Source organism: Alphaproteobacteria bacterium, assembly GCA_040216735.1.
Classification (GTDB): domain Bacteria; phylum Pseudomonadota; class Alphaproteobacteria; order SHVP01; family SHVP01; genus CALJDF01.
Map to the genome: position 1 here is coordinate 478,231 of JAVJOO010000005.1, position 20,042 is coordinate 498,272.

General features: G+C 61.1%; 20 protein-coding genes. 11 read left to right on the forward strand and 9 right to left on the reverse strand.

Going from position 1 to position 20,042, the window contains the following annotated elements; genetic code table 11:
* Positions 1-84 precede the first annotated feature (84 nt).
* The gene (locus RID42_15635) at positions 85-1,593 is read right to left on the reverse strand and encodes an ABC transporter substrate-binding protein (protein ID MEQ8249111.1); all 1,509 of its coding nucleotides are present in this window, start codon (positions 1,591-1,593) and stop codon (positions 85-87) included.
* Between the two features lie 175 nt (positions 1,594-1,768).
* Between RID42_15635 and RID42_15640 the strand changes: the two genes are divergently transcribed.
* The 5 genes from RID42_15640 (at position 1,769) to RID42_15660 (ending at position 5,309) form a co-directional block, all read left to right on the forward strand.
* Positions 1,769-2,092, forward strand: coding sequence for a hypothetical protein (locus tag RID42_15640; protein ID MEQ8249112.1), 324 nt, complete (start codon positions 1,769-1,771; stop codon positions 2,090-2,092).
* Between the two features lie 171 nt (positions 2,093-2,263).
* Positions 2,264-2,542, forward strand: a complete 279-nt coding sequence (locus RID42_15645) for a hypothetical protein (GenBank protein ID MEQ8249113.1) — start codon at positions 2,264-2,266, stop codon at positions 2,540-2,542.
* A gap of 58 nt (positions 2,543-2,600) precedes the next feature.
* Positions 2,601-2,996 (forward strand): peptide-methionine (R)-S-oxide reductase MsrB, encoded by a 396-nt coding sequence (gene msrB / locus RID42_15650; protein MEQ8249114.1) that lies wholly within the window; start codon positions 2,601-2,603, stop codon positions 2,994-2,996.
* A gap of 4 nt (positions 2,997-3,000) precedes the next feature.
* The gene (locus RID42_15655; protein MEQ8249115.1) at positions 3,001-3,978 is read left to right on the forward strand and encodes a zinc transporter ZntB; all 978 of its coding nucleotides are present in this window, start codon (positions 3,001-3,003) and stop codon (positions 3,976-3,978) included.
* Between the two features lie 2 nt (positions 3,979-3,980).
* Entirely contained in the window at positions 3,981-5,309 is a 1,329-nt protein-coding gene (locus RID42_15660; protein MEQ8249116.1) for a mechanosensitive ion channel, read from the forward strand.
* 46 nt (positions 5,310-5,355) lie between these two features.
* Here RID42_15660 and RID42_15665 read toward each other — a convergent pair whose 3' ends face one another.
* The gene (locus tag RID42_15665) at positions 5,356-6,522 is read right to left on the reverse strand and encodes a multidrug effflux MFS transporter (protein MEQ8249117.1); all 1,167 of its coding nucleotides are present in this window, start codon (positions 6,520-6,522) and stop codon (positions 5,356-5,358) included.
* Between the two features lie 182 nt (positions 6,523-6,704).
* On the opposite strand from RID42_15665, the gene RID42_15670 reads away from it, so the two are divergent.
* Positions 6,705-6,953 carry a hypothetical protein gene (locus RID42_15670; protein MEQ8249118.1) on the forward strand — a complete coding sequence of 83 codons (249 nt, stop codon included), beginning with the start codon at positions 6,705-6,707 and terminating at the stop codon, positions 6,951-6,953.
* Here the strand turns inward: RID42_15670 and RID42_15675 are convergent.
* Positions 6,950-8,893, reverse strand: coding sequence for a nitrilase-related carbon-nitrogen hydrolase (locus RID42_15675; protein MEQ8249119.1), 1,944 nt, complete (start codon positions 8,891-8,893; stop codon positions 6,950-6,952). The genes RID42_15670 and RID42_15675 overlap by 4 nt on opposite strands.
* Before the next feature lie 163 nt (positions 8,894-9,056).
* Here RID42_15675 and RID42_15680 point away from each other — a divergent pair, with 163 nt between their 5' ends.
* The 3 genes from RID42_15680 to RID42_15690 are packed head-to-tail and all read left to right on the forward strand — an operon-like array spanning position 9,057 to position 11,473.
* Positions 9,057-9,863: a CoA ester lyase gene (locus tag RID42_15680; protein MEQ8249120.1), complete on the forward strand. Its 807-nt coding sequence runs from the start codon at positions 9,057-9,059 to the stop codon at positions 9,861-9,863.
* A gap of 6 nt (positions 9,864-9,869) precedes the next feature.
* Positions 9,870-10,868, forward strand: a complete 999-nt coding sequence (locus RID42_15685; GenBank protein MEQ8249121.1) for a 2-oxoglutarate and iron-dependent oxygenase domain-containing protein — start codon at positions 9,870-9,872, stop codon at positions 10,866-10,868.
* A gap of 20 nt (positions 10,869-10,888) precedes the next feature.
* Positions 10,889-11,473, forward strand: a complete 585-nt coding sequence (locus tag RID42_15690) for an HD domain-containing protein (GenBank protein ID MEQ8249122.1) — start codon at positions 10,889-10,891, stop codon at positions 11,471-11,473.
* On the opposite strand, the gene RID42_15695 is transcribed toward RID42_15690, so the two are convergent.
* The 4 genes from RID42_15695 to RID42_15710 are packed head-to-tail and all read right to left on the reverse strand — an operon-like array spanning position 11,470 to position 15,286.
* Positions 11,470-12,939 (reverse strand): amidohydrolase family protein, encoded by a 1,470-nt coding sequence (locus tag RID42_15695; protein MEQ8249123.1) that lies wholly within the window; start codon positions 12,937-12,939, stop codon positions 11,470-11,472. The two genes, RID42_15690 and RID42_15695, sit on opposite strands and share 4 nt — an antisense overlap.
* 40 nt (positions 12,940-12,979) lie before the next feature.
* Positions 12,980-13,774, reverse strand: coding sequence for a substrate-binding domain-containing protein (locus RID42_15700; protein MEQ8249124.1), 795 nt, complete (start codon positions 13,772-13,774; stop codon positions 12,980-12,982).
* Between the two features lie 50 nt (positions 13,775-13,824).
* Complete coding sequence (locus RID42_15705; protein MEQ8249125.1) at positions 13,825-14,586, reverse strand: ATP-binding cassette domain-containing protein; 762 nt, start codon at positions 14,584-14,586, stop codon at positions 13,825-13,827.
* Positions 14,579-15,286: an ABC transporter permease gene (locus RID42_15710; protein ID MEQ8249126.1), complete on the reverse strand. Its 708-nt coding sequence runs from the start codon at positions 15,284-15,286 to the stop codon at positions 14,579-14,581. Before RID42_15710 ends, RID42_15705 begins: the two co-directional genes overlap by 8 nt.
* A gap of 103 nt (positions 15,287-15,389) precedes the next feature.
* Here RID42_15710 and RID42_15715 point away from each other — a divergent pair, with 103 nt between their 5' ends.
* Together RID42_15715 and RID42_15720 are read left to right on the forward strand one after the other, a co-directional pair.
* Positions 15,390-16,088, forward strand: coding sequence for a hypothetical protein (locus RID42_15715; GenBank protein MEQ8249127.1), 699 nt, complete (start codon positions 15,390-15,392; stop codon positions 16,086-16,088).
* Positions 16,089-16,110: 22 nt separating this feature from the next.
* A complete protein-coding gene (locus RID42_15720; protein ID MEQ8249128.1) occupies positions 16,111-17,232 on the forward strand; it encodes a class I SAM-dependent methyltransferase in 1,122 nt (373 codons plus the stop codon).
* Between the two features lie 3 nt (positions 17,233-17,235).
* Here RID42_15720 and RID42_15725 read toward each other — a convergent pair whose 3' ends face one another.
* Positions 17,236-18,279, reverse strand: a complete 1,044-nt coding sequence (locus tag RID42_15725) for a zinc-binding dehydrogenase (GenBank protein MEQ8249129.1) — start codon at positions 18,277-18,279, stop codon at positions 17,236-17,238.
* Positions 18,276-20,030, reverse strand: coding sequence for an amidohydrolase family protein (locus RID42_15730; GenBank protein ID MEQ8249130.1), 1,755 nt, complete (start codon positions 20,028-20,030; stop codon positions 18,276-18,278). The genes RID42_15725 and RID42_15730 overlap by 4 nt, the downstream gene beginning before the upstream one ends.
* Between the last annotated feature and the right edge of the window lie 12 nt (positions 20,031-20,042).

The window sequence follows — 20,042 nt, forward strand, 5'->3', positions numbered from 1 at the left end:
CGGCGCCGGTGCGCGCCGCACGTGACGACCTATAGAAAGGGGCCCACGACGGTGCCGTGAGCCCCCCAATCCGTGCGTTTCGCGTTAACCGCCGATGGAAAGATCGTGCCAGTTGATGACCCGATTTTTCGGCGCATAGCCCGAAACTTTATTGCTGACAGCGTCGATCTGGACTTCCTCATAAAGGAAAATGGCAGACGCCTGATCGTGGTAGTGCTTGTTGATCTGCTTCAGCATTTCGCGGCGCTTGTTCTCGTCGAATTCCTCGTTCGCCGCTTTGATGGTCGGCTCGATCTCCGGGAAGCACGTCCATTTGGTGGCCGTGTTGCACGAGTGCAGCGCGTTGATCGAACGCATGACATCCATCGTCGGTTCGGAGCCATAGTTAAATCCGAACAACGGGGCCATCTTGGTCGAATCCCGGACCTTGCCGATCAGGTCCGGTAGCGTGATCTCGTTGATCGTGATCTTGACCCCGACCTTGGCTGCGTCGAGCGCGACCTGCGAATAGATTTCGCGACGTTCGGCGACGTTAACCACGGCCTCGGCGAGCAGTTCGAGACCATCGCCGTAACCGGCTTCGGCAAGAAGTTGACGCGCTTTGGCTGGATCGTAGGGATATGCCGCGACATCCGGATTGTATCCGTTCACGGTGCGGGCCGCGGGCTGGCCAGCCGGCACTGAAAGTCCACCAAGGATGGCATCGACGAATGCCTGTTTATTGACGGCGTAGTTTAGGGCTTGGCGCACACGGACATCGTGCAAGGGCGTTCCCGGCCGGTTTTGGAAGAACATCAGGTTGATGTTCTGCGGTGTCGAACTGACGACGAGTTTGCCGCCCGCAGCTTCGACGCGGCTGCGTGTCTCGGGCGAAACTTCGATAGCGAGATCTACTTGCTTGGATTCGAAAGCCGACATCCGGGCCGCCACTTCGGGCAGTTCGCGGACGACCAGCTTGTCGATCTTGCCCACGCGCCACCCGGCAGTATGCGGCGTTACTTCGATGACGTCTTTTTGCCATGACACCGATTTGTAAGCGCCGGTGCCAATGGGATTGGTTGTGATCCCATCGTAGCCAACGTCGTTGAACAGTTTCATGTTCACGACATAGAGGCCGCCGAGCAGCGGCGGCACCATCGGATCGGGTGTCTTCGTCGACACCTCGAGGGTTGCATCGTCGATCACCCGCGCAGCAATAATGTTCGACATATTGCGCAGCGTGTTGATCCCCTTGGCCTTACCTTCGTCGGTGTTGAGCCAATTGATGAGGTCGGCAATATCCGAGGCGTGCAGCGCCTTGCCGTCGTGGAACGTGACGCCCTGCCTGACCTTGAGCTCCCAGGTCGTGGGCGAGATGTTCTTCCAGGAAACGGCTAGCCCGGGCACGGTACCGGTATCGGCGCCGTAAGTAACCGGATCGAAGGCAAGCTGGAAAAGCCAGCGCCCGGAATGCGACGCGTCGCCGAGCGGGTTGGCGAGCGAACGCGGCATGCTCGCGGTCGCGACGGTCATTTCAGCGGCACTTGCACCCCCGACCGCGATCATCGACGCGGTCGCGAACGGCACCAAGAAGTTACGTACGTATTTCTTCACAATCCTACCTCCCCGAAGGTTATCGTTAAGACAACGCATACTATAGGAGGCCCGTGTGCTGGGTAGCGGAATCATTCGCCAATCACCGCGAAGAATGTCCGGACCTTTGCCCGGCATTGCGTCAGCTTAGATTGCGGAGCGTCCGCGCCATCTGCTGCATGCCATCGCAGTAGGCTTGCCAATTGGGGCGAGCGAAGTCGTTCTTGAGGACGGCACCGGCCCGAACCAGGGCGTCCTTGAGACCGAGGATGCGGTCGCTGACATCGTCAGGATAACCGCGCGCAAAGGCATCGAAGGCCTGCTGGTCAAGGGGCGCGAAGAGGATTTGCGGGAAAAGGTCGATACTCTTCAGTGGCGCATCGATCCCGCGGGTCTCGCTGGTTGGCGGCGGATATCTGCGGACGAAAGCCTCGTACCCTCGTTGGCACTGGACGGCTATCTTTTCATCGACTTGGCCCGCATAGAGCCTGGCACTATCGGGGTCCGGCCCGTCGCATGAAACCAAGAAACCTGCCAACAAAAGAGAGAGAGCCGCCCTTCGCATCGTTCATCTATTACGCTGGTTCGCTACCTCGGGCAACGCCCGTTCTGTGCGGGGCCTCTCGGTATTTACCGAGTCTTAACCATGCCGTACCTACCCTAGGCTAAAGAAATTTCCGAGAGGACGACCATGCGATCCACCTTCTTACGCTACTTGGCGGCATCGACCCTCCTCTTGGGCCTCTTCGCTTTGCCGGCCGCATCCGGAGCCCAATCCCAGGCCTCCAAGACCGGTCTCGGCGTCTCCCGCCAGCAGGCCGGCGCGGCATCTGGTCAGTCCGCCGGCGCAACCGCGGGCGCCCTATCCATTGGCGCCGTTGCCGCCGCGGTCGGCGTTGTTGTTGTGATCGGGGTCGCGGTCGCCATCGGTTCGGGCGACGGCGCATCGTCGGCCTCCAGCACGAACTAGCGAACAGCCCTAGACCCTCGCCGCGCGCCCTGCCAGACTCACGGCAGGAGGCAACATCATGGCGAAAACCGAAAAATCCGACGATGCGTGGCGCGACAAGTTGACGCCTGAAGAATTCCACGTCCTCCGTGAGAAGGGGACGGAACGCGCGTTCTCCGGCGAATACAACAGTTTTAAGAAACCGGGGACTTTCGTATGCCGGGCTTGCGGCAACGACTTGTTCGATTCCCAAACAAAGTACGACTCCGGTAGCGGCTGGCCTAGCTTCTACGCGCCGATCGCGCCGGACAGAGTCGCCGAGGAACGCGACGTCAGCCACGGCATGGTTCGCGTCGAAGTTACCTGCAGCAAGTGCGGCTCCCACCTCGGGCATGTCTTCGACGATGGGCCGCAACCGACCGGTTTGCGCTACTGTATGAACTCGCTCTCGCTGAAGCACAAACCCACCGACTGACCCGATGACCGACCGAGACGGCTTAGTCTACGCCGCGGTCCTTGACGGCAAAGGCGGTGCAACAACCGTTCTCGATTGGGATGGCGTTCGCCAGTGGCAAACCGACCAGGGTCCCATCTGGATTCACCTTCAGCGTAATGTCGCCCAATCCGACCGGTGGCTGCGCGAAGAAAGCGGCCTCGATCAATTCACCGTCCAAGCACTGTTGGAAGACGACCCGCGCCCCCGAACCGCCGTCGTCGGCGACGGCATTCTCGCGGTTCTGCGCGGCGTGAACCTCAATCCGGGGGCCGATCACGAAGACATGGTGTCGGTGCGGCTTTTCGTGACGCGGGACCGCGTGATCTCGGTGCGAACCCGCGTCTTAGCCTCGGTCCAAGCCATGCGCGACGACATTAGCGCAGGGCGCGGCGCGAGAACGGCACCGGGCGTCCTCGCCCGCCTTGCCGACCACCTCGCGGTAAGAGTGGATCCCATCATCGAAGGTATCGAGGACCGTCTGGGCGACCTTGAGGCCAGCATCAGCGTCCGCCGCTCCACCGACTTGCGGCGCGATTTGCACGAAATTCGACGCGAAGCGATCGCCTTGCGCCGCCACATCGCGCCTCAACGCGACGCCATGAACAAACTTCCCGGCATCGACTCGCCCTTGCTTGATACGGCCCAGCGCAGCCGGATGCGCGAGGTCGCCGACCGGACCATGCGCCATGTCGAAGACTTGGATGCTGTGCGCGATCGTACCGCCGTCCTACAGGACGAACTGACGACCCAAATGTCCGAACAGATGAACCGGACGATGTACCTGTTGACGGTCGTCGCGACCGTCATGCTTCCGCTCGGTTTCGTCACCGGATTACTTGGCGTCAACGTCGGCGGCATACCTGGCGCCGACACCCCATGGGCCTTCGCCGCGCTCTGCGCCATCCTCGCTGTGCTTGTGGCGGTTGAGGTCGTCCTCCTACGCCGGTTGCGGTGGGTCTAGCGATGATCGGTGCCTTCGACGTCCAGCGCGTTTGGAATTTGATCGACCGTCTTGGCGATTGGCTAGTCGTTCATCTTTTGGTGCCACCGACCCTTGTCCAGTTTGCTGCCGCGTTGGCGTTGATCGCCGTCGCCGCGACGATCCGTATTCCCCTTCGACGCATCGCCAATCGGTTAATCGGCGATGCTACTTCGGAGGGGCCAGTGCGCCGCGTTATCGGCACGTTGCTGAGTCTGGCATTCCCGATCCTTGCCATTGCGCTGCTTTGGCTTGCCGTTGGCATCGCTAACAGCCTGGATCTGCCCAGTCGCGTGATCGGGGTCGCCGCCAGCCTTTTCAGTGCTTGGGTCCTGATCCGTTTTGTCTCCGGAATCGCGGGCGATACCACCCTCACCCGCTCGGTTTCCTTCCTCGCATGGACCGTCGCCGCGCTCAACATCGTCGGCCTTTTGGACGTGACAATCAGCACGCTCGATGCTGCGTCCTTCGAACTGGGATCGCTCAGGATTTCGGCTTTGACGATCATCAAAGGCATCACCGTCCTCAGCCTGCTGTTGTGGCTGGCGGTTGTCGTTTCGAGCGCGCTTGAGCGCCGCATTCGATCGGTCAGCGATCTCACCCCTTCCGTCCAAGTCCTCCTGATCAATCTCTCCAAGATCGCGCTCATCATTGTGGCCATCGTTGCGGGGATCAGTAGCGTTGGCATCGACCTGACGGCCTTTGCGGTCTTTACCGGTGCACTTGGCGTCGGCATCGGCTTTGGTTTGCAAAAGGTGTTCGCGAACTTCATCAGCGGGATCATCATCCTGCTCGACAAATCGATCAAACCTGGCGACGTCATCGAAATTGGGACGACCTACGGTCGGGTTATGTCGCTCGGGGCGCGGTATGTTGCCGTTGTCACACCGGACGCCCACGAATACTTGATCCCCAACGAAGAGCTGATTACCCAGCGTGTCGTTAACTGGTCGTTCAGCGACCAGATGGTTCGACAATCTGCCGAGGTCGGCATTCATTACAATTCCGACCTACGCCAAGCCATCACACTTTGCCTCGAAGCGGCGGACGAGGTCGAACGCATCCTAGAGACACCGAAACCGAAGTGTTTTGTTCAAGGGTTCGGCGACAATTCGGTGAACCTGTTGGTGAGTTACTGGATTAACGATCCGATGAACGGCACCGTCAACGTGCGGAGCGATCTGTTCTTAAGGATTTGGGACAAGTTCCATGCAGAGGGGATCGAAATTCCCTATCCGCAAAGGGATATCCACATCAAGGAGGGGGCGCTTGCGATGCCGCAGCCCTCATTGAACCCGAACGACACGGCGTAACCGGCCGCCTCGCCGCACGGATACGCTGAGAGTTTCGCCACGAAGGTTAGCCGCGTTTCGTCAGAACGACGGTTAGAATCCCGAACCCGAGGCCCGGGATCGAGAGCGCCGCCAGCATTCCCGTCATCCCCAGTCCGTCGCCGCCTTCGAGACTTCCCACGAAGAAACTCGACAGTGTCATGAAACTGAACGAGACCGCCCCCAGCAACGCCGCGCCGGTTCCCGCGATCTTTGGGTCCACCTCGATCGCGCCGGCCATCGCGTTGGGGATGTTGATCCCGACGCCCACCGTGTAGACCATCATCAGCGGATAGAGAATCGCGATGTTCAGTTGGCCGGATAGGACAATGACAAACGACAGACTTGCAGCACCCGCAGCAAGCGAACATCCGACGATAACCATCGGGTGAATCGATACCCGGCTCGAAATCCGGCTGGAGATTAGGTTGCCGATCATGAACCCTGCTGGAAGCAAGGCCGTGAGGACACCGTAGAGTCCGCTGCTAACGCCAAGGGTCTCGATCACGACAAACGGTCCGCCTGTCATAAAACCGAAGATTCCGCCGCTTAGAAGCGCTTGGGACAGGGCGTAACTCATGAACAGCGGCGAGCGCAACAGACGGCCGTAGTTCGTGAGCATGCGGACGCCCCCGTACGCCGCAGCATCGCGTACCTTGTGCGTTTCCGGCAGAAAGACGATGGCGATGCCCAGAAAAATAAAGGCGATCACCGCAGTCGTCCAAAAAATACCCTGCCAGCCCAGCGCATTGGCCACAAAGCCGCCTGCAACCAGCGAGAGCAGCGGCGCGAGTGTTGCGCCGCTGTTGATCAACGCCATCGGCTTGCGGACATGGGGAAACGCCCATACATCGCGCGCGATAGCTCGTGCCAGAATTGTTCCGCCCACTGCACCGAAAGCCTGGGGTATCCGGGCCAAGGTCATCCATTCGATGGTGGGTGCCAGCGCTACGGCAATCGACCCGAGCCCGTAGATCGCCAAGCTGCCGATCAATACCCACCGCCGGCCGTAGCGATCGGACAACGGCCCATAGATCAACTGGGACACCGCGAACACCGCAAGAAACACCGTGAGCGTGAACTGTGCCGAGGAGGCATCGGTACCAAGGTCGCGCGCCAATTGCGGAATCGCTGGCGTGTACATGACGCCACCGATCCAACCGATCGCACTCAGGCCTGCCAGCAGAAGCAACACGCAATCAAATCCTTTGAGCGATAGGGGCCGTGGACGGGGCCATGGCGGGAAACCGGCGAACAGCCAGCCCGCCACAGTAGGCGGTTAGCCCGGATCCGCTATCGAAAAGATCGCACCGTGCAAGCAGACGATGGGATGGGGTCTTGATAAGTGGGACCGATGCCATCGCCGTTGGAGTGTCCATGGTCCCCCTATCGTGGCTTGTCGAAGAACGAATGCGCCTCTTTGTCTGGTGCATTCGCTGCGACCACCATGGCACGATCGCGCCAGGGCTGCTGATTGACAGACTTGGCCCCGACTTTCCGATCCCGAAGGTCGCAAAAAAACTCGTCTGCACCAAATGCGGCGCGCACGAGTTCACCGTGAACCCCCATTGGAACGACGTCGACATTCCCGGCGCGCCCAAGATGTTTCCGGTTGCACCGCGCTAGGCCGCCTCCGGTGCAACAAAAACGCCGTCGGCGGTATATCTCCGGACGACCTCCATCGTCGGCTTCATACCGCGGTAAGGAAACTCGGCGCCGTCGTCCGCCCATAGATCGTTCGGCAACCCCTGGCGAGCGGCATAGACGTGGCCGTAAACCGCCGGCTCGTCCCACGCCGCAAGATTGGCAAACGGATTGGCGCGAGCCTTGCGCAATGCCCGCAAATCTACCCGCCCCTCGAGCGCGACCCGACCGGGGCCGTCGGCAACCACCTGCACCCCACCGTCGTAGTTCACGATCTTCGCGTGGCCGCGCGAATAGAGGTTGGGCACAGTGTCAGTGTGGTTCAAGTACTCCCCGCCCATCGCCGCCGACACGACGTAGGCCGTGTTTTCGAAGGCCCGGCTGCGCCGCCCCATCTCCCACGCCGCGCGGCCGCCGCCGTGCGGTTCGGACGTCGGGTGAAGAATCACCTCCGCGCCCCGTTTGACCAGCGCCCGGGCCGTTTCAGGAAAGTTCATGTCGAAACACACGACGGTACCTAGACACCCAAGCGGCGTGTTCACGACCGGGAACAGATGATCGTAGCCGTATTTGTCGACGTAACGCGTAAAGATGCTCCCCGGCGTCGTATCCGGGAGTGTCCCCAGCACGTCGGCGCATTGAATCTTCCGGTAGCGGTGAATGACCGTGCCGGAATCGTCGATAATGAAAGCCGTGTTGAAAAAGCGCCCCGGCCAGTCGTCGTCGGCTTCGAAGCACCCGCCTGCGACATAGCACTTCATGTCCTGGGCGAATTGGCAGAGCCGGTCGATTTCCGGCCCCGGGAACCGCACGCCGATTTGCGCCCATACGTCGGGCGTTCGGTTGACCTGGGCACCGGTAATAAAGAACTCGGGGAATACGACGATGCCGGGTTTGGTCCGCTCGACCCGGAACTGGACGAGTTCGATCGCCTCTTCGACATTGCGCATCTTGGTTTCCGCGGCAAGATCGGCCCGGCGAACGATGCGCACCACGTGCTGGCCGAGAATCACTCCGTAGTTGAGGCGTTCATCCTTTGTTGGCGTGCGGGCGACAGCGGCGACGCGGCGTTGGCCCTCTTCTTTCCACGCGGCACGGGTGGCGGGCGATTCGACAACGTTGCGACCGTCGGTTCGGTACTCCGGCGCGTAGAGTTGGGTGCGCAAGATTGCCGGGAAGTTCGGGCCGGGCGCTTGGCGCAAGCGGCGCAGGCGGTCGATGTCCGGATTGCAGACGATGAAACTCTCATTGCCCTTCGCGCTCACGGTATTGCCGATCCAATCGTTCAACGCCGTGGCCGGCGGGAGTGCGATTTCGGTATCCTCAAGCGTCACCGTGCTGGGCGACGCACAGGCTAGATAGAGACGGTTTTCGTAGGGCCGCGCCCGACGCACGATCTGCCGCATCTCAAAGCGATCGTCGCTCAACTCGCGTGCCGGGTTGAGCAGCAATTCGCATCCATTGAGGGTCAAGGCCCGGACCAGGTGCGGAAACAACACATCCTCGCCGAGGAGAAACCCGAGTTGGCCATGCGGGGTGGCGGCCACCGCGAAATCGGCCGGGGTATTCAGGACTGCCGCTGAATCGTTGTAACGATCCACGAGGTCCGGTGAGATTTTTGGCGTCCGGAGCAACCTGTTGCCGTCGGGATCGAAGAGAAACGCAACCGTCTGCACCTGCCCGCTCGTGTCGGTGACGACCTGCCCCGCTGCGGCGAGGTAGATCTCTTCGCTGCGCGCCACCGCGCCCAGGCTTTGTTCGAAGACACCTTCGCTGGGGGCCCCGCCCGCCGGGTCCGCCAAGGGGAGCAGGACCAACGGCGCCCCATCGTCCTCCGAGCGGCGTTTTGCCGCTCGAATCTGGGCTCGCGTTTGGGTCTCCAGGGTCTTCGGCCCCCACGCATGTTGAAAAATAACGAGCATCGGCGTCCTCCTCGGTTGCGCGGCGATTGTTTCGACCACGCCGAAACGACGCAACACTTACCCAAACCGTTGACCGCCCTGCGTCTGCGGACCATCCTGCAGCCTAAACGACCCACACAAGGAGGGTGTCATCGCTCGTTCAGCCAATCTCTACCGCAGCACCTTGTTCGTCCCCGGAAACAAACCGGAGCGCTTCGACAAAGCCGCCGCCAGCGGCGCCGACCTCATCGCGGTCGATCTTGAAGACGCGGTGCCGCCCGAGAATAAGGACGCGGCGCGTAAAACCGTGATGGACTACCTCGCCCAGCCCTACAGCGGCGCGGCGCGGCGGTTTGTGCGCATCAATTCGCCCAAGACCGCAGCGGGAATGCGCGACCTGGTGGCGCTGATCGATTCCCCCTCGATGCCAGACGGCATCCTGATCCCCATGGTTGCGACCGCCGCGGAGGTCCAATGGGTCGACGGCCTTCTGGCGCATCAAACCGACCTCGATCTCATTGCCGTGATCGAGACGACCGAAGGGTTGAACAACGCCTATGACATTGCGGGCGCCTCGCCCCGTTTACGCGCGATCGGGTTCGGTTCGGCCGACTTTACGTCGGAAAGCGGCAGCACGATGGAATGGGATCCCCTTCTCTACCCCCGCAGCCGTATTGCCGCGGCGTGCGCGCGGCACCGGGTGATCGCTATCGACGGGGTATGGTTGAATATCAACGACGAAGACGGACTGGTCGGCGAAACTCGCGCGATCCGCGCGTTGGGCTATCGCGGCAAAATCGCCATTCACCCCAAACAAATTGCGGGAATCCATACCGGATTCGCCCCGACCGAGAAGGAGATCGAGAACGCCCGCAAGGTCGTTGCAGCCTTCAAGGACGCCGGCGGCGCCGCTATCAAAGTTGACGGCCTGATGATCGACCTACCCCTGTACGAATCGGCACAGCGAACGCTTGCCAGCGCTAGGGAGTAATCACCCATGTCTACCGTTCCTTTGATCGACATCGCCCCCTTCCTCGACGGTAGCGACAAGGGCGGCGTTGCCGCGCAGCTCGACGCCGCGTGCCGGAAGATCGGATTCCTGGTGATCCAGGGCCACGGCGTGGATCCGGCCCTGATCGCGGAGATGCACCGCGTCAGCAAGGCATACTTCGAGCTGCCGTACTGGGAGAAAATGCGTTTCAAGATGCCCCCAGACAGGTACCGAGGCTATACCCCTTACGGCGCCGAGAGCCTCTCATATAGTTTGGATGAAGCGCTCCCGCCGGACCTGAAGGAATCGTTCTCCATGGGTCCGTTCGACCACGCCTACGACGCGTATCATTTCGGCGCCGCCGGGGCGCGCTATTTCGCGCCCAACTTCTGGCCGGCGCGGCCCACGACGATGCAGGCGGTTTGGGAGACCTATTACACCGAAATGGATCGACTAGCCCGCGACTTGATGCGGATCTTCGCCGTCGCACTCGGCCTCAAGGAGGATTGGTTCGCCGACAAAATCGACCGACACATCACCAACTTCAGTGTCATCCACTACCCGGGCCAGGAAGACACCGCCCCGAAAGCTGGCCAGAGCCGGGCCGGCGCGCACACCGACTATGGCAGCCTAACTATCGTCCAGACAGATACCGACGTGGGCGGACTAGAAGTTCAAACCCGGGACGGCAATTGGTCGGCGGTGCCCTGGATTCCCGATACCTTTGCCATCAACCTGGGCGACCTGATGTCCGAATGGACCAACGATCAATGGGTCTCGACGCTGCACCGCGTTGCCAATCCGCCGCGCGACAAAGCCAATGTCAGCAAGACTTCCCTGCTGTTCTTCCATCAACCCAACTACGACGCCGTCATTGAGTGCATCCCAACCTGTACCGATGCCGATAACCCGCCGCGGCATGACAAGATCACGTCGGGCGACCACGTTACGATGAAGATCAACAAGCACCGCACCGTGGACGACGTGATGCAGGCGGCCCAATAGCTATTCTTCAGGAGACGACCATGGAGAAACTCACGTTCCGGCACCTCGCCGACTCGACGAAGGCCGATCACGAGATTTTGCAGCCCTACCTCGAAGAAGAAAACAAACTGACCGGAGAACGGGTGCTGGAAATGTTCGCCGCCCTAAAGGACAAGGACTGCGGACCGCTACCCGTCGACATCTTCGAACACGGACTGCAAACAGCAACCCTGGCACTGCGTGACGGCGAAGACGAAGAAACCATCGTCTGCGCCTTGTTACACGATCTTGGTCACTTCGTTGCACCGATGAACCATGGCCGCTTCATCGCCGAGTTGTTGCAGCCCTTTATTTCCGAGGAGAATTATTGGGTCTTGCAGCACCACACGATCTTTCAAGCCTACTACTACCTCCACCATATCGGTAAGGACCGCAACGCCCGCGACAGGTACAAAGACAGCCCCTATTACGAACGTGCGGTGCGGTTCGTCGAGCGGTGGGACCAAATGGCCTTCGACCCGGACTTCACGCCCGAACCGATCGAAACCTTCGCCCCGATGGTCCGGCGCATTTTCGCACGCCCACCCCACGGCGCGAGCGCACCTTTGTCTGCCTCGGTGACCTAGGCCTCGGCCTTTGTCTTCATCGCCGCGGCCACTGCGTCCTCGACAACCGTCCCCTTGAAGATGTCGGGATTCATCCCGGCATGCATTTCAGCGGGATGGACAAAGGTCAAATCGCGGAAGTCCGCCAGCGTAAGGGACCCTTCTTCAACGAGACTGTAGGCCTTGGCAATCACCTTGCGCGCGTCAGTGACGTCAAAATGTCCGATATCGGACCCGATTAGGGCTTTGAACTTGGCGCCGAACTGGTTGAGTTTTTGGTTGAAGGCCCACGCCATGATGCGATCGTCGGATTCGCAACCGAAATAGAAGTTCGGAACAAAGAGATCGTAGATGTCCTTTTCGCTAACGATGCCGCAGCGCGCAAAATCATCAAGATCAGTCTCCCGCTCGGGCGGCCATTCATAGAAGAAGCCGTCGCTCGTCTTGAGCGCGTCTAGTTTGGTCTGAACCTTGGGACCGCCGTATTGTGTGGCGAGCTCCACCAGCATCTCCCGGTCGATCCGGGCCGGATCGAGGTGGCGCTTGAGTTCGGGTACATTGCGCTTTTCCCAGTGTTCGATGAGATCGTTGTAGAGGCTTGCGGCCCAACCGACGCCGCATTCGAGGAAGCCGAACTTCAGATCGGGGAACCGCCGCGTCACTCCGCCAAGAACGAGCGCCTTGCAAAAGGCCTGACTGCCGGCCGCAAAATGTCCGATGTGATTGAAGGTCACGTTGGAAATGGAGGTCCGGTCGACCCAACCCATCGTGCTGGTGTGCATCGTCGGCGCGACCTTTAGGTCCATGCATTTCTGCCAGACCGGGTCATAGTCGTAGGGGCTGTCGAGCGCGAGCGGATCAATCCAATAGGACGCCGCGGCCGAGGCAAGGTCGCGGTCACCGCCGATGGCACCTTGGATCGGGCGCCGGACAGCGCCTTCGACCATCGCCGCTTTGAGTCCGCGTTGGCCGACTGCAAAGTCGAGTTCCTCGATCGCTTCCACGGGTGTGTGCATCGGGATCACGGCCGCCGGCGCCAAGCGATCGGAATACTCGTCGAACAAATCCGCGTTCATTGTATTGATCGCGCGCACCACACCGCGGCGCATCTCTTCGTCGTCAAGGCCGACGAAAAGAATCGCCAACGTGGGGTAAACGAAGGAGAAATCGATGCCGAACTCGTCGAGCCGGGAGCGCAACAGGCCTGGGAACATCGCTGTCGCCCGGTCCCGAGTATTGCCCGCTGGGAACATCCAAAAGGGGGCGCGCTTGATCCGCTTGCGGGCCCGTTCCTCCGGCGTTGCGTGATACCAGCCCCAGAACTTCCCGTCCGCAAGCATGTCGACGTAGCGCTTGACCATCGTCGACCCACCGACGTCTTTGACGTAATCCATCAAGACCGGTTCGACTTCGAGCATATGCGCATCGGCATCGATGATCGGGTGGTTTAAGCCCTCGCGGACGATTTGAGATTTACTTTTGGTCATCTTGTCTCCCACGGGTTGCAATTCGAAATTGATTATCTCGTTATGAATTCGGTTTGGCGGAGGTATGAACCGGATAGAACAGTTGTTGCCCCTCGACCTTGAAATCGGCGATGGCTTGCTGCCCGTGCGAACCGATCAGCCAATCGATGAAGCGTTGTCCGTCCGCCGCACGGACCCGCATATGGCGCGCTGGATTGACCAAGATAACGCCATAGGGATTGAACAGACGGTCGTCGCCTTCGACTAGAACGGCCTGGCGACCTTTGTTGCCGAAGCCAATCCATGTACCACGGTCTGTCAGCGTGTAGCCCGCCATCCCGGTCGCGGTGTTGAGCGTTGCTCCCATCCCCGCACCAGTCTCGCAGTACCAGGTACCGCTCGCCTTGGCGACATCAACGCCGGCCTCCGCCCATAGAAACAGTTCTTTTTGGTGGGTACCGGAGTCATCGCCGCGCGACAGAAACGGGACTTGGGCCGCGGCGATGGCTTGGAGCGCGGCTACCGCATCGCCTTTTCCCTTGATGCCGGCCGGGTCGTTCTGCGGCCCGACCAAAACGAAATCGTTGTACATCACGTCGTAGCGCCGGACGCCCCAGCCTTCGGCTACGAAGGTATCTTCCGCGACGCGGGAGTGTACCAAGACGACGTCTCCGTCCCCGTTTCGCGCATTCTTTAGTGCCTGACCGGTTCCGACGGCAACGACTCGCACCTCTATCCCGGTTTCACGCGTGAAGCGCGGCAAGATGAAATCAAACAAGCCGGCATTCTGCGTCGAGGTCGTGGATTGAACGACGATGAATCGTTCAGCAGTTTCACCACTTTTGACGTGTGCCATCGTCAGACCGAGGCACACCAACAATCCAGCGAACCAACGCCATGCCGTGTTCATAAAACCAACTTTCCTTCAAGGAAGGCCTGGGCCTGCAGCGTTGTGGGCGAATCGAAAAATGCGGGGGTTGCCCCGCGTTCAACGATTTTACCGCCCACCATGAAGACGACATCCTCCGCGATGCGCCGGGCTTGGCCAAGGTCATGGGTGACCATAATGAGTTTGGTTCCGCGGGTCCGTGCGGCTTGCAGCAATGCCTCGATGGCAATGATCGAGGCGTTGTCCAAGTTGGCGGTGGGCTCGTCCAGGAAAACGACGTCGGGTGCGCAGCACAGCGCGCGGGCGATCGCCAAGCGCTGCTTCTCGCCCCCCGAGAGCACGCCGGCGGGGCGCCGCGCCAAATCGGACAGCGTGGCGCGCCCGAGCCATTCCTCGACGCGGTCGCGTAGTGCCGCTCCGGTGTATCCCCGGATACGCAACGCATAGCGCAGGTTTGCCGCCACCGATCGGCGGAGAACCACCGGGTCCTGAAAGACCATTGCCTGGCGTAGGCGCAGATCGCGATCGGCGCGCGCGCCGCGCCACTCGACCCTTCCGGTCGTCGGTTCCAACAGACCGTGAAGAAGCCGCAACAGAACACTCTTGCCGGCGCCGTTGGGACCGAGAATGACTGTTGACCCGCCGGGGCCGATGGTCAGATCGAGCGGACCGACCCAAGTACCCGCCGCCGTCGTGTAGGACAGGTCGGTTGCGCGCAAGGGCAGGATCGGTCGCCGGTCGACGATCGTCCGATCCGAGGGGAGTGCCAAATCAACCATAGGCTTGGCTCATCAACCGCGTCCTAAAGGTCATCGCCGCCCCGTTCACGATCATGGCGATCAATATGAGAATGAAACCTAGCGCCAACGCCAACCCAAGATTGCCTTTCGACGTTTCCACAGCGATCGCCGTCGTCATCACCCGCGTGACGTGATCGATGTTGCCGCCGACCGTAATCACCGCGCCGACTTCAGCAATCGCGCGGCCAAAACCCGCCAAGGCGGTCGTGAGGAGACTAAAGCGCGCGTCCCATAGCAACGTGCCGACTTGTCCCATCGCCCCCACGCCCAACGAACGCAACTGCTCGTCGTATTCGCCGGCCAAGTCTTCGATGGTCTGGCGCGTCAGCGCCGCCACGATCGGTGTCACCAGGACGCACTGCGCGATAATCATCGCGGTCGGTGTGTAGAGCAATTGCAAGACCCCAAGCGGCCCCGCATTCGAGAGCATCAGATAAACCATTAGGCCGACCACGACGGGCGGTAGCCCCATCAGGGCACTCATGGTCACGATGACTGCTTGGCGACCGGGAAAGCGCAGCACCGCCGTTAGCGCGCCCAAGGGGAATCCGATCAGACAGGCAATCACCACGGCGGTGAGGCTCACGCGCAAGGAAAGAAACACGATTTCCGCGAGGTCGGCGTCGCCCCGGACGATTAGGTCGAAGGCCAAAACGAAGGCTGCCCCGAAATCCTGCACGTTCCTCCCCACAATTTCTTTGCAACGGTCACGTCGATTTTGACAGTTTCCGACGAGCGCTCCAAGCTATCGGCGGACATCGCTTTTAGGGGAGGCAGACGCCGTGAAGCATCGCAAGATTAGAGGCCGGATCGACTACATCACCGACGACGTCGGGGTCATGGGCCGGGAGTGGTTCACCCATAGCGTCCATTCGGACGGGCGCCGCACCATGCGCGCCCTCACCGAAATGGACGACGACGACCTGATGCGCGACGTCACCTTCAGCGTCGACGAGAACTGGCTACCGTTGGATTGTTTCGTCCGCCTGACGATCGGCGACCGGTTTCAAGGGACCGGATGGTTCCGTTTCACCGACACGTATGCCGAATGCGAATCGTTCTCGATCGACGGGGGGCGCGTCAGCCAGCGCTGGCCCATGGACGGACGTCCACCCCTGTTCGTTAGCCATGCCGTCGCTTGCGACGCCTGGACCAACGCTGCTTTCGACATGTCTCGCAAAGGCGAACGCCAATTGGTCTATCCGCGCATGGCGTGCTCGCCACTCGGCAACGGCGGATCGGGTCCGATGCTGGGGAATTCGACGACGGTTACACCGACACCGGCGACGTTGTACCTCGACTATCTAGGCGAGGAGGACGTGACCGTCCCAGCCGGGACATTCAAGTGCCATCGCATGGCGCTCAACCGCGGCGATATCCCGCGCTTTGAAATCTGGACCCACGGGCCAGACTTCCTGCCCGTGCAACTCCGCTACGACCGGTTAAACCAGTACTATCAACTCGCCGAACTGGACATGTAATCGGCGCGCGAAAGAGGTTCGTATGGAAACGCAGTACCGCCACAACCTTCTGGTTGACGAAAACCACGACGAAGAGGCACGCGAGATGTTCGCCGTGGACCTCGCCACGCATCTTTCCAAGGATGTCTTCCCTGGAACACGCCGCTTGTTCGAGGAACGGATCGCACCGGCGTTCCAGCGTCAGCACGATCGGGCCCCGAATCGAACCGAGACCCGGCGCGCACTGCTGGGCCAGCCCTTCTATCAGATGTGGAGTTCGCTCAAGCGAACCGACCAGGAGATATTGTTCGACTATGTCGGCGAAGCGGTCGAGCACCAGTTGAGCGGCATTACCGCACGCAGCAAACGACCCCCCCGCAAGGCTGGTGGCTCGCTCCGTCTGGACCCAACCGTCAAGCCGCCGCGATACCTCACGGCGGTCGATATCCATTGTATGCCAGGCAACTACACCGGGGATTTGGGCGGCGACGACGTTTCCGCCGGCGCGATTTTCGACCGCGGTCTGTTTCTGTACGGGCGCGGCGGTCTCGGGCCGCAGAGCGACGATATGGGCGCCTCGGCCTGCGCCTGGCTCAAGCGGACGCATCCCGGTTTCGCGCCAAGCGACATTCTGGATATGGGCTGTTCGATCGGCGGCAACACCCTGCCCTTTGCCCGCGCGTTTCCGAAGGCAAACGTTCAGGCGATCGACGTGGGGACCGGTATCTTGCGCTATGGCCATGCCCGGGCCGAAGAACTTGGCGTGCCGATCCATTTTTCACAACAGGATGCCGAACACACGTCGTTCCCCGATGAGAGTTTCGATTTAATCGTCTCGCACTTGCTCGGTCACGAAACCTCGTTGGCGGGCTATCGCAACATCGTCCGCGAATGCTTCCGGCTACTGCGGCCCGGCGGCATGATGCTGCATACCGAGACCGAGTGGTCGACCGAGGTCGATCCATTCAACCAGTCGGTTCTCGACTGGGAGACGCACTACAATGCCGAGCCGTTCAAGACAAAGCTCGACACGCTCGACAACATCGCCGTCGCCGCCGAAGCGGGATTCACCAAGAATAAAGCCTTTGTCGAGCGCGCGCCGAGTTTGCGGGCCGGCACTAAATACTACCAAGGCCGCTGGGTGATCTTCGGCGCGACGAAATAGGCCCTAGACCTCTAGAACAATGTTCCCATAGAAGTCCCGGCTTTCGAGCATTTCGTGGGCCTTGCGAGCGTCGCTGAGGGGAAAACGGGCGGCCAGGACCGGTCGCAGATCGCCGCGCGCGAGGAACCTGAGGACTTGCTTGATCGATTCCTTGGGCGTGAAGTGAGTCCCGGTCAGCATGATTTGGCTGCGGACCAATAGACGGCGGATATCGATTAGGGTTTCGGTCGGTTCGATCGAGCCCGCGCTCGACAGCCGGCCGTTATAGGCGAGCGCATCCAAGCTCTTGCGCAAGATGTCGCCGCCGATAGTTTCCAACACGACGTCGACCCCGCGCCCGCCCGTGGCCGCGCGGACTTCCTTGGTCAGGTCCTGGGTCCTATAGTTGACCCCGACATCGGCGCCGTCCTGCTGGGCTCGGCGCAGTTTGTCGTCCGACCCCGCACTCGCGACAATACGACAGCCGGTCATATGGGCGATTTGGACCGCCGCACTCCCCACCGCGCCGCCGACGGCGTTGATGAGGACCGTATCCTCGGGCCGAAGGTTAACCTTGCGCGCCATCTCCCACGCAGTTGCATAGGCGACAAGCGAGGTCGCTGCGTCAAGGAACGAAACCTCCGCGGGTAACGGCAGCAGACTGAACTGGTTGACCCTGACATACTCGGCGTAGGTGCCCCACCGAGTGTGGCCGAGCTTGTCGAACTTGGCGCAAATGTTGTCGTGGCCTTGCATACAATAGCAGACTGGCTCGCTGCACGTGCCGAGTGAAACGGTGAGCACAGGGACGACCCGGTCGCCCGCCTTGAGCCCGGCAACCCCTGGACCGACTTCCGCCACGGTCCCCGCACCCTCGACTCCCAAAATGTGCGGAAAAGTTACCGATGCGTTGGGGACGTTGCCGTTACGCACCAGGGTGTCGAAGCGGTTGATCCCGACGGTATCGACCTTGATAAGAACATCGCCGGGACCCACCTCGGGTGTCGGAACATCGGCATACCGCATGGCTTCAGGCCCGCCGTGGCCGTCAATAACGATCGCTTTCATGGCGCCTTTCCGGTTGGTGACTCGTAACGCGGGCCATCCGGGGTCGAGCGAATTAACCGACCGGGCCGAGCCTCGGTTTCCTGTCCGCGTCGTTGAATGACCTGACCTGCAACGATGGTCGCTTCGTAGCCCCGCGCCTTTTGCATGAGGCGCATCGCGCCAGCCGGCAAATCGTTGACGAAGTACGGCGTCTCCAGCCGCAGACCGTCGAAATCGATCAAGTTTAGGTCGGCGCGCAGACCGGGCTTGATCGCGCCGCGATCGTTGAATCCATAGAGCGCGGCGTTATCCAGCGTTTGCTTCTTGACCAACCACTCCAAAGGCAGCGACGCACCGCGCGTGCGGTCGCGAGCCCAGTGGGTCAGCATGAAGGTCGGGACGCTCGCATCGCATATGTAGGTCACATGCGCCCCTGCATCGCCGCCGCCCAAAACGGCCTGCGGGTGGACGAGCATTTCGCGAACCGTCTCTAAGTCGCCATCCGCGTAATTGAAGGCGGTAAAATACAAAACCGCGCGCCCGTCGTCGGCAAGCAACTTGTCGTAGCCAAGGTCTGCAGGGTCGCGACCGCCCGCTTTCGCTTGCGCTGCAATGCTATGGGCCGGGTCAGGTTCGTAATCCAACGGATCGCCCAGGTCGTAGCTGCCCGCCCACGCGGTCTTGAGAATATTGTTGAACGCATCGTCGTTAGGATCCGATTGCGCCAAAAGCCGCGCCTTGAACGCCGGATCGCGCATCGTTCGTACGATTTCCCCATGCGACTTCCCGGCGATTTCGACAAAGGCCGGATAACGAAAGAACGGATGGATTCCCGCCAACGTGAACAGGTAGTTGGTCGGCCGACCGAAGACCTGGGGATAGATACGTGCGCCATCCGCCGCGGCTGTCGCGCAGGCATCCAAAACGGCACGCCAGACCTCGGGGTAATCGTGGGCCTGCCCGAGCAAGAAGGTTATCGGACACCCCGTGCTTTTGGAGATCCGGTGCATCCATTGAATTTCACTGGGCGGACCGGCGGCATCGAAACCGCTCATCCCGCGCACTGTCATCTCAAAGACGCCATGGCCGGCACCGGCGAGCGCTTGGGCTAGGGCGAGAAGTTCGTCCTCGGCGGCAAAGGTGCCCGGCACGAGGTCACCGTCGATGTCGAGGTGGAGCAGCGAGCGCGACGTGCTAAGCCCGGCGGCACCGGCCGCCATCGCTTCGCGCACCACACGCGCCTCGGCGGCGATGTCGCCTGCGGTCGCCCATTCGTCGTGGGCGCGGTCGCCCATGACATAGGCGCGAATCGCGCCATGACCGATTTGCGCCGCGACGTCGAGGGCGCGCGGCATCGCATCCAGCGCATCGAGATATTCGGGGAAGGTCTCCCACTGCCAGCGTATCCCCGCCGCCAGGGCGCTGCCGGGAATGTCCTCAACCCCCTCCATCAACCCGAGGAGCCAGGCGCGCCGGTCCGGCGCCGCGGGCGCGAATCCAACGCCGCAATTCCCCATCACCACAGTGGTGACCCCATGCCAGATGGACGGCGTCAGAAGCGGGTCCCAGGTGACCTGACCGTCATAATGGGTGTGGATATCGACCCAGCCTGGGGTCAACAGCAGGCCGTGTGCGTCAATCGTTTCCGCGGCCGCGCCGGTGAGGCGGCCAACCTCGGCGATGTGACCATCGGCGACCGCGACATCGGCAACGACCGCAGGCGCGCCGGTCCCATCGACAACCTGCGCCCCTTTGATCAGGAGATCGTACATAACCCACTCAAA

Excerpts from the sequence above, each read along its gene's own strand:
- RID42_15730 (MEQ8249130.1), bottom strand. The coding sequence starts at position 20,030 with ATGTACGATCTCCTGATCAAAGGGGCGCAGGTTGTCGATGGGACCGGC.
- RID42_15705 (MEQ8249125.1), bottom strand. The coding sequence starts at position 14,586 with ATGGTTGATTTGGCACTCCCCTCGGATCGGACGATCGTCGACCGGCGA.
- msrB (MEQ8249114.1), top strand. The coding sequence starts at position 2,601 with ATGGCGAAAACCGAAAAATCCGACGATGCGTGGCGCGACAAGTTGACG.
- RID42_15675 (MEQ8249119.1), bottom strand. The coding sequence starts at position 8,893 with ATGCTCGTTATTTTTCAACATGCGTGGGGGCCGAAGACCCTGGAGACC.
- RID42_15685 (MEQ8249121.1), top strand. The coding sequence starts at position 9,870 with ATGTCTACCGTTCCTTTGATCGACATCGCCCCCTTCCTCGACGGTAGC.
- RID42_15690 (MEQ8249122.1), top strand. The coding sequence starts at position 10,889 with ATGGAGAAACTCACGTTCCGGCACCTCGCCGACTCGACGAAGGCCGAT.
- RID42_15655 (MEQ8249115.1), top strand. The coding sequence starts at position 3,001 with ATGACCGACCGAGACGGCTTAGTCTACGCCGCGGTCCTTGACGGCAAA.
- RID42_15695 (MEQ8249123.1), bottom strand. The coding sequence starts at position 12,939 with ATGACCAAAAGTAAATCTCAAATCGTCCGCGAGGGCTTAAACCACCCG.
- RID42_15645 (MEQ8249113.1), top strand. The coding sequence starts at position 2,264 with ATGCGATCCACCTTCTTACGCTACTTGGCGGCATCGACCCTCCTCTTG.
- RID42_15700 (MEQ8249124.1), bottom strand. The coding sequence starts at position 13,774 with ATGGCACACGTCAAAAGTGGTGAAACTGCTGAACGATTCATCGTCGTT.
- RID42_15720 (MEQ8249128.1), top strand. The coding sequence starts at position 16,111 with ATGGAAACGCAGTACCGCCACAACCTTCTGGTTGACGAAAACCACGAC.
- RID42_15670 (MEQ8249118.1), top strand. The coding sequence starts at position 6,705 with ATGGTCCCCCTATCGTGGCTTGTCGAAGAACGAATGCGCCTCTTTGTC.
- RID42_15660 (MEQ8249116.1), top strand. The coding sequence starts at position 3,981 with ATGATCGGTGCCTTCGACGTCCAGCGCGTTTGGAATTTGATCGACCGT.
- RID42_15725 (MEQ8249129.1), bottom strand. The coding sequence starts at position 18,279 with ATGAAAGCGATCGTTATTGACGGCCACGGCGGGCCTGAAGCCATGCGG.